Annotated in this window: 7 protein-coding genes; all 7 read left to right on the plus strand. The window is 19.1% G+C overall.

All coding sequences use genetic code 11. The features are described from left to right. The first annotated feature begins 4 nt into the window (after nucleotides 1–4). Genes murE through GJT96_RS00740 form a run of 7 tightly spaced genes read left to right on the plus strand, consistent with a single transcriptional unit; the run spans nucleotide 5 to nucleotide 8,860 of the window. On the plus strand, nucleotides 5–1,501 hold the full coding sequence (murE, locus tag GJT96_RS00710) for a UDP-N-acetylmuramoyl-L-alanyl-D-glutamate--2,6-diaminopimelate ligase (protein WP_247646092.1): 1,497 nt from the start codon (nucleotides 5–7) through the stop codon (nucleotides 1,499–1,501). Beyond that, a complete protein-coding gene (locus tag GJT96_RS00715; protein ID WP_169780337.1) occupies nucleotides 1,498–2,874 on the plus strand; it encodes a UDP-N-acetylmuramoyl-tripeptide--D-alanyl-D-alanine ligase in 1,377 nt (458 codons plus the stop codon). Before murE ends, GJT96_RS00715 begins: the two co-directional genes overlap by 4 nt. Then, the gene (gene mraY / locus GJT96_RS00720; RefSeq protein WP_169780589.1) at nucleotides 2,874–3,950 is read left to right on the plus strand and encodes a phospho-N-acetylmuramoyl-pentapeptide-transferase; all 1,077 of its coding nucleotides are present in this window, start codon (nucleotides 2,874–2,876) and stop codon (nucleotides 3,948–3,950) included. The genes GJT96_RS00715 and mraY overlap by 1 nt, the downstream gene beginning before the upstream one ends. 18 nt (nucleotides 3,951–3,968) lie before the next feature. After that, a complete protein-coding gene (murD, locus tag GJT96_RS00725; RefSeq protein WP_169780338.1) occupies nucleotides 3,969–5,285 on the plus strand; it encodes a UDP-N-acetylmuramoyl-L-alanine--D-glutamate ligase in 1,317 nt (438 codons plus the stop codon). A gap of 55 nt (nucleotides 5,286–5,340) precedes the next feature. Beyond that, nucleotides 5,341–6,402 (plus strand): undecaprenyldiphospho-muramoylpentapeptide beta-N-acetylglucosaminyltransferase, encoded by a 1,062-nt coding sequence (murG, locus tag GJT96_RS00730; protein WP_169780339.1) that lies wholly within the window; start codon nucleotides 5,341–5,343, stop codon nucleotides 6,400–6,402. A gap of 24 nt (nucleotides 6,403–6,426) precedes the next feature. Beyond that, on the plus strand, nucleotides 6,427–7,905 hold the full coding sequence (gene murC / locus GJT96_RS00735) for a UDP-N-acetylmuramate--L-alanine ligase (RefSeq protein WP_169780340.1): 1,479 nt from the start codon (nucleotides 6,427–6,429) through the stop codon (nucleotides 7,903–7,905). Between the two features lie 31 nt (nucleotides 7,906–7,936). Continuing rightward, nucleotides 7,937–8,860 (plus strand): D-alanine--D-alanine ligase, encoded by a 924-nt coding sequence (locus GJT96_RS00740; RefSeq protein WP_169780341.1) that lies wholly within the window; start codon nucleotides 7,937–7,939, stop codon nucleotides 8,858–8,860. Nucleotides 8,861–8,863 lie beyond the last annotated feature (3 nt).

Genomic DNA, 8,863 nt, shown 5'->3' on the forward strand with positions numbered 1-8,863 from the left:
ATCATTGGATATTTCTTTACTTAGTTTACAAAAACTATTAAATAGTTATATTAAACATGATTTAATAAAAAATATTTTAATAAATAAGATTATTTTAGATAGTAGAAAAATTAAAGGTAAAAATTGTTTATTTATTGCAATTAAAGGACGTAAGTATGATGGTAAAAATTTTATAAAACAAGCTATATTAAAAGGGGCAGTAGCAGTATTAACTTATTCTGATAAAAAAATATTACCTTATACTATAAAAGTAAAAAAAAACATACCTATTATTTATTTACCAAATTTACATAAAAAAATTTCATATCTTGCAGGTATACTGTATGATCATCCAAGTAAAAAAATTCCTATAATAGGAATTACTGGAACTAATGGAAAAACAAGTATCACATATTTTTTAATGCAATGGTTTAGATTATTAAATTATAAACCTGCTATTTTAAGTACTATAGGAAATGGTTTTTATAAAAATTTAACTGCGACAAATAATACAACTGATTCAGCTGTAGATATACAATTTACATTAAAAAAATTTATAGATAAAAAGGCAGATATTGTAATTATGGAAGTTTCATCACATGGATTAGATCAATTTAGAGTAGCTAATATAATATTTTCTATTGGAATTTTTACAAATTTAACAAGAGATCATTTAGATTATCATATTAATATGAAAAATTATGAATTGTCTAAATGGAAATTTTTTTCTACTCACAAAATCAAAAAAAAAATTATAAATATTGATGATAATGTAGGATTAAAATGGTATAAAAAATTATCAAATGTTACAGTTATTACTACTAATTCAAATTATCAATTAAATTTGTTTATATATATAAAAAAAATAATTTATTTATCTAATAATACTATTATTAAATTTAATTCTATTTGGGGTAATGGAAAAATAAAAACAAATTTAATGGGTCAATTTAATGTAATAAATATTATATTATGTATGGCTACATTATTAAATCTAAATTTTTCTTTGAAAAAATTAATAAAAACAGTACCAAAAATATTTCATACTCCAGGAAGAATGCAAAAAGTTTATTTTAAAAAAAAATATACTAATATAATAATTGATTATGCTCATACTCCTGATGCACTTAAGAACATATTATTAACTCTTAAATTAAATATTAAAGGTAAAATATGGTGTATCTTTGGATGTGGAGGAGAAAGAGATATAGGGAAAAGATCAATAATGGGATATATAGCTACAAAATATGCTGATGTTATAATTCTAACCACTGATAATCCTAGAAAAGAAAATATTGATAATATTATTAAAGATATAAAAAAAGGATGTATTACATTAAAAAATGTTTATATTATTTTAAATAGAATTAAAGCTATTTCTTATGCGATTTCTCATTCAGCAAAAAATGATACTATTTTAGTAGCTGGTAAAGGTCATGAAGATTATCAAATTATAGGTAATAAAATTTTTGTTTATTCAGATTTTGATACTATTCAAAAAATCTTAAGAAATATAAAATGAATGAATTAATTAGTTTAAAAAAATTATCACAAATAGTAAATGGTAAATTAATTGGTAATAACATTAAAATATTAAATTTTTCTATAGATAGTAAACAAATTAAACAAAATTGTATTTTTATTGCTATTTGTGGTAATAAATTTGATGGACATTGTTTTATTCATGATGCTATTAAAAATGGAGCATTAGCTATATTAGTACATAAATATATTAACATTAATATTCCTCAAATTATTGTGTTAGATACTACTATAGGATTAGCTAAATTAAGTTTATGGAAAAGAATAAAATTTAAACATAATGTAATCGGAATTACTGGATCTTCAGGTAAAACATCAGTTAAAGAAATGACTGTATGTATTTTAAAAAATAAAAATAAGATCCTTTTTACTAAAAAAAATATGAATAATCATATTGGTGTACCTTTAACATTATTAAAATTACAAAATAAATATAAACATGCTATAATTGAAATAGGTGGAAATAAAATTAATGATATTTCCTATATTGCTAATTTAGTAAAACCTAATATTGCATTAATTAATAATATATCAGAATCACATTTAGAAGGTTTTAAATCTTTAAAAAAAATTATTGAAAATAAAAGTGATATTTTTAAATTTTTAAAAAATAAAGGAATTGCAATTATTAATTATGATGATAAAAATCAAAAAAAAATTTTAAAAAAATTAAATAATGATAAAAAAATCTTTACTTTCTCTTTAAGAAATAACAAAGCAGATTTTTTTGCCAAAAATATAATAATATTGCCCAATAAAATTAAATTTTTATTAATTTCACCTATAGGTAAAATATTAATTAAATTATTTCTTATTGGGGGGGGAACGCATAATATTAGTAATGCATTAGCATCAGCAGTATTATCATTTTCTGTAGGATCTACTTTAGAAGAAATAGCAATTGGATTAAAAAATTTCAAACCTATTAAAGGAAGAATGTACCCAATTATTATTGACCAAAATAAACTTATTATAAATGATTCGTATAATGCAAACCCGAATTCAGTAAATATAGCTATTAATATTTTAAAAAATTTTTCTGGTAAAAAAATTTTAGTTATTGGTGATATGTTAGAATTAGGTATTTATACTATTTTTTATCACAAAAAAATAAAAAAATTAATTTTAAAATCTAATATAGATTATATTTTTAGTATTGGTAAATATAGTCATTACTTTACTAAAAATAATATTAATATGGAATCACAACATTTTTATAATAAAAATATGTTAGTAAATCAATTATTTTTAATAATTAAAAATTTTAATCATTATACTATTTTGTTTAAAGGATCACGTAAAAATAAAATAGAAATATTAATTAAAATGTTATTGGAAAAATTAAAATGTTAATGATATTATTTACATATTTTAAAAAATATTTAAAATATATAAATTATTTCTTAATAAATTTTAGAATACGTTCTATAATGACATTTATAACGTCATTCAGTATCACATTTTTTTTAACTCCAATTTTTATTAACTATTTTCATAAAAAAAAAATTTCTCAAATAATTAGAAAAGATGGACCAATTACACATTTTATTAAGAAAAAAACTCCTACTATGGGAGGAATAATTATATTATTATCTATTTTTACTTCTGTAATAATTTGGTCAGATTTATCTAATAAATATGTTTTATATATATTATTTATAACATTTTTATATTCAATAATTGGTTTTATGGATGATTTTTATAAAATTATTTTGAAAAATTCAATAGGATTAAGTCCATATAAAAAACTTTTTTTACAATCAATTGCTAATATTTTTTTTTTATTATTTATTACAATAAATAATAAAAAAGAACAATATATAAATATTATTGTTCCCTTTACACATAAAATTATAAAATATAATTTAAATATCATCTTATATATAATAATATGTTATTTTATTCTAATAACAGTTAGTAATTCTGTAAATTTAACTGATGGATTAGATGGTTTAGCAATTATGCCTATTATTTTTATTTCTTTAGGTCTAGCTGTTTTATCTTATTTTACAGGAAATATATATTTTTCTAAATATTTTAATTTTATTTATATAAAAAATTCTACAGAATTAATCATTATTTGTTTGTCTATAGTTGGTTCTGGATTAGCATTTTTATGGTATAATACATATCCTGCAAAAATTTTTATGGGAGATGTAGGTTCATTATCTTTAGGTTGTATCATTTCAATAATTGCAATTTTTATAAAACAAGAATTTTTATTTATTATAATGTGTGGTATATTTATTACTGAATCAATTTCTGTTTTTATTCAATTAGTAAAATTTAAATATAATAAAAAAAGATTTTTTTTAATGGCTCCTTTACATCATCATTATGAATTACAAGGGATTTCAGAACCTTGTATTATTATTAGATTTTGGATTATTTCATTAATATTAATATTGTTTACTTTTATGATAATGTAATATTTAATAGTGTAAAAAATGAATAAAAAAATACTTATTATAGGTTTAGGTATAACAGGAATGTCGTGTTTAAAATTTTTTTTAAAAAAAAAAATTATTCCAGCTATTATGGATGAACGAAAAAATTTTAAATTTATAAAAAAAATACCTTTATATGTACCATGTCATTTTGGTTCTTTAAATAGAGATTGGATACTTAATTCTCAATTAATTATTTTAAGTCCCGGTATATCAATATTTAATAATCTCATATTAGAAGCTCAAAAAAAAAATATTGAAATTATAGGAGACATGGAATTATTTGCTCGTTATAATACTACTCCATTAATAGCTATAACAGGTACTAATGGTAAAAGTACTGTAACTAATATGATTGCTAATATAATGAAAAAAAGTAATTTTCAAGTTAGCATCGGGGGAAATATAGGATATCCAGTAATGAATTTACTATCCTTTAAAAGGGATTTTTATATTTTAGAAATTTCTAGTTTTCAATTAGAGACAATTAAAAAATTAGATATATATATTGCTATAATTCTAAATATTTCACAAGATCATATGGATAGATATCCTTTAGGTATTGAACAATATCGTAATTTTAAATTACGTATTTATCGAAATGCTAATATTTGTATATATAATTCTGATGATAAATTATGTTATCCAGAAGTATTTTATAATGAAAAAAAATATATTACTTTTGGTAAATTTTCAGGTAAATATTCTTTATCTTTTAAGAAAGAGAAGGTTTTTTTAAAAATAAATAATAAAAAAATATTTAATTTTAATAAAACTAAGTTAATTGGTGTCCATAATTATTTAAATTCCCTAGCTGTATTAGCTGTTATAGATATATTAAAAATTTCTAAAAAAATTTTTTTTAAAGAAATGAATAATTATAAAAACATGAATCATACATTAAAAATTATTCACAAAGAAAATGGAGTAATCTGGATTAATGATTCAAAATCTACTAATGTTAATAGTACAAAAGTTGCTCTAGAATATCTATGTAAAAAAAAAAGAATTTGGTTATTTTTAGGTGGTTACGATAAAAATTGTAAATTTTTTTTATTACAAAAATATTTACAAAAAAAAAATAATATAAAAATTTTTTGTTTTGGTCAATTAAGTAAAAAAATATTATCTATTTATTCTAAAGCAATAATAGTTAAAACAATATATGAAGGAATAAAAAAAATTATTAAATTAGTAAAATTTGGGGATATTGTATTATTTTCTCCAGCATGTTCTAGTATTGATCAATTTAAAAATTTTAAACATCGTGGAAATGAATTTATTAGAATAGTAAAAAAAATTCATAAATGTAAATAATATTTCTATAAAAGAAATTTATGATTTTAAATATTTTACATATTAAATTTTAAAAATGAAAAAAAAAATTCTTATAGTAGCTGGAGGTACTAGGGGACATATTAATCCAGCTTTAAATATAGCATATGTTTTAAAAAAAAAAGGTTGGGAAGTACGTTGGTTAGGAACATATTCTAGAATGGAAGCAAAAATTATTCCTAAAAAAAATATACGTATTTATTTTATAAAATTTTATAAATTTAAAAACAAAAATATTTTTTCAATTATTTTTACTATTATTAAATTAATAATATCAATTTATAAATCTATTTTAATTTATAAAAAATATAAACCACATATAATATTAACAATGGGTAGTTATATTTCTGGACCTAGCGGATTAGCCGCATGGTTATGTCAAATACCATTAGTAATACATGAACAAAATAATATTGCAGGTATAACAAATAAACTTTTATATAAAATAGCAACTAAAACTATGCAAGCATATCCTAATACATTTAATAATGCTATATTAGTGGGCAATCCTTTAGATTATAGAATTATTAAATTATCTTTATATAAAAGAAAAAATTTAAAAATTCATAAACCAATTCATTTATTAATTACAGGAGGTAGCCAAGGATCATATACAATAAATAAAATAGGTATAAAATTAGCTAAAAATTTAAAAAATAAAATATGTATTTTACATCAAGTTGGCAAAGGTAATTTTAAAAAAATATCTTGTAAATATAAAAAATATAATATTATTAATAATATTATTATAAAAGAATATATAAAAGATATTCATAAAGCATATGCATGGGCTGATATAATCATATGTAGATCAGGAGCTATGACTGTTAGTGAAATTACTGCGATAGGATTACCTGCTATTTTTATACCTTTTCAACATAAAGATAAACAACAATATTTTAATGCAATATATTTAAAAAATATAGGAATAGCTAAAATTTTTGAACAAAATAATATTAATTATGATAAAATCGCTAATTTAATATTAAATCTTAATACAGATCAAATTATAAATATAATTAATAAATCTTATAATTTATTTATGATTAATTCTGTAGATTTAATTTATAAAGAATTAAATAAAATAAAAATTAATTAATTAAAATAAAAAAATATAAAAAATATGTCTAGTGTAGTAAATTTTCAAAAAATATTAAAAATAAAAAATATTAAACATATATATTTAATTGGCATTGGTGGTTCAGGAATGGGAGGAATTGCAAAAATTTTAATAAAAAAAGGGTATAAAGTTAGTGGTTCAGATTTAATTTCTAATTTTATTACAAAAAACCTAATTTCGTTAGGTATTACCATTTATTTTAAACATGAAATTAAAAATATTACAAATAATATAGATCTTATTGTTAAATCTAGTGCTATTAAAAATAATAATCCAGAATTAATTATTGCAAAAAAATTAAATATTACTATAATTAGTAGAGTAGAAATGTTAGCAGAATTAATGAAATTTTACTATAAGATTACTATTACAGGAACTCATGGAAAAACTACAACTACAGCAATGGTTTATGAAATATATAAATTATCCGGATTAGATCCTACATTTATTAATGGAGGAATATTAAAATATTCTAAAGAATATGCTTATTTAGGTTCTGGTAAATATTTTATTGCTGAAGCAGATGAAAGTGATAAATCATTTTTATATTTAAAACCAACTATTAATATAGTAACAAATCTTGAAAAAGAACATTTAGATTACTATAATAATAGTATAGAAATTTTAAAAAAAACATTTTTAAAATTTTTAAAAAAAATACCATTTTATGGTTGTATAGTTATTTGTATAGATAATAACAATAATTATGATTTAATAAAAAAAAATAAACTTAGTTTTAGACAAAATATTATTACATATGGTTTTCATAAAAATGCTGATATACAATTATATAATTATAAACAAAATGGTTATAAAAGTCAATTTTATATATTAGAAAAAAAAACATGTTTATCTTTTAAAATTAACTTAAGTATTCCTGGATATCATAATGCATTAAATGCAACAGCAGCATATGTTGTTTCAAAATTTAATGGTCTAAATAATAGAATTATTTTAAAATCATTAAAAAATTTTCGGGGTATTATACGAAGATTTGATATTTTAACTACAATTTATCCTCCAAAAAAAATAAAATACCAACATGATATAATAATTATTAATGATTATGGACATCATCCTACTGAGATAGATATGACTATAAATACAGCACGTAAAATATGGCCAAATAGAAATTTAATAATGGTTTTTCAACCTCATCGTTATTCAAGAACTAAAATTTTATTAAATTACTTTATTAAAGTATTATCAAAAGTTGATAAATTATTTTTATTAAAAGTTTATCCAGCAGGAGAAAATTTTATTAAAAATGCTGATAGTAAATATTTATCTAAAAAAATAAATAAATTAGGAATTATTATTTCTCAATTTATTAATTTAAAAGATTACTGTAATATTGCATATTATATTTTTTCTAAATTAAGAGGAAATGAAATATTAATTTTTCAAGGAGCTGGTGATATTAATAATATTTCATCATTTTTTATTAATAAAAAATTTCAAAAAAAAATATTAAACCAATAATTAAAAAATTTTAATAAATTTTATTTTAAATATGTCTAATAAAATAGTTGTTTTATTTGGGGGTAATTCTCTAGAAAGGGAAATATCTTTAAAATCTGGTAAATCAATTTTAAATATTCTAAAAAAATCAGGGATTAATGCTATCGGGATAGATCCAATTAAGTTTCCATTATTATATTTAAATAAATATGGTTTTAAAAAAGCTTTTATAGCTTTACATGGTAAAGGTGGTGAAGATGGTGTTATACAAAGTATATTAGAATATTTAAATATTCCTTATACTGGTAGTGGAGTATTATCATCAGCAATAACTATAAATAAATTTTTAACAAAAATTATTTGGAAAGAACATGGATTACCTATTATTTATCCTCATTTATTGCTAAATAAAAAAAAATTTACTAAAAAAAATTATTTAATAATAGAACAAAAAATTTTAAAAATAAAATTTCCGGTTATTATTAAACCTAATTGTAATGGTTCTAGTTTAGGTATTTTTAAAATTAATCATAAAGATGATTTATTTAATGCATTAGAAAAATCATTTATATATGATGATAACATTTTAATTGAACAATATATAAAAGGAACAGAATATTCTATAGGAATATTAAATAATAAAATGTTACCTCCTATTAGGATAGAATATTCAAATATATTTTATGATTATCAATCTAAATATTGTTTAAATAATACTAAATATTTTTGTCCTAGTGGTTTAAATAAAAGTAAGGAAAAAGAATTAGAAAATATAATTTTAAAAGCTTGGAAAGTTTTAAATTGTAAAGTATGGGGGAGAATTGATGTTATTTTAGATGAAAATAAAAATTTTCAATTATTAGAAATAAATACTATTCCAGGGATGACACCAAAAAGTTTATATCCTATAGCTGCACAAAAAGCAGGATTATCTTTTTATAATTTAATTATGAAAATTTTATTTTTAACTAAATAAAAA

This window comes from Enterobacteriaceae endosymbiont of Donacia piscatrix, from assembly GCF_012569525.1.
Taxonomy (GTDB): domain Bacteria; phylum Pseudomonadota; class Gammaproteobacteria; order Enterobacterales; family Enterobacteriaceae.

Coding starts and splice junctions, on each gene's coding strand:
- murD (WP_169780338.1), top strand. CDS start 3,969: ATGAATAAAAAAATACTTATTATAGGTTTAGGTATAACAGGAATGTCG.
- murC (WP_169780340.1), top strand. CDS start 6,427: ATGTCTAGTGTAGTAAATTTTCAAAAAATATTAAAAATAAAAAATATT.
- GJT96_RS00715 (WP_169780337.1), top strand. CDS start 1,498: ATGAATGAATTAATTAGTTTAAAAAAATTATCACAAATAGTAAATGGT.
- murG (WP_169780339.1), top strand. CDS start 5,341: ATGAAAAAAAAAATTCTTATAGTAGCTGGAGGTACTAGGGGACATATT.
- GJT96_RS00740 (WP_169780341.1), top strand. CDS start 7,937: ATGTCTAATAAAATAGTTGTTTTATTTGGGGGTAATTCTCTAGAAAGG.
- mraY (WP_169780589.1), top strand. CDS start 2,874: ATGATATTATTTACATATTTTAAAAAATATTTAAAATATATAAATTAT.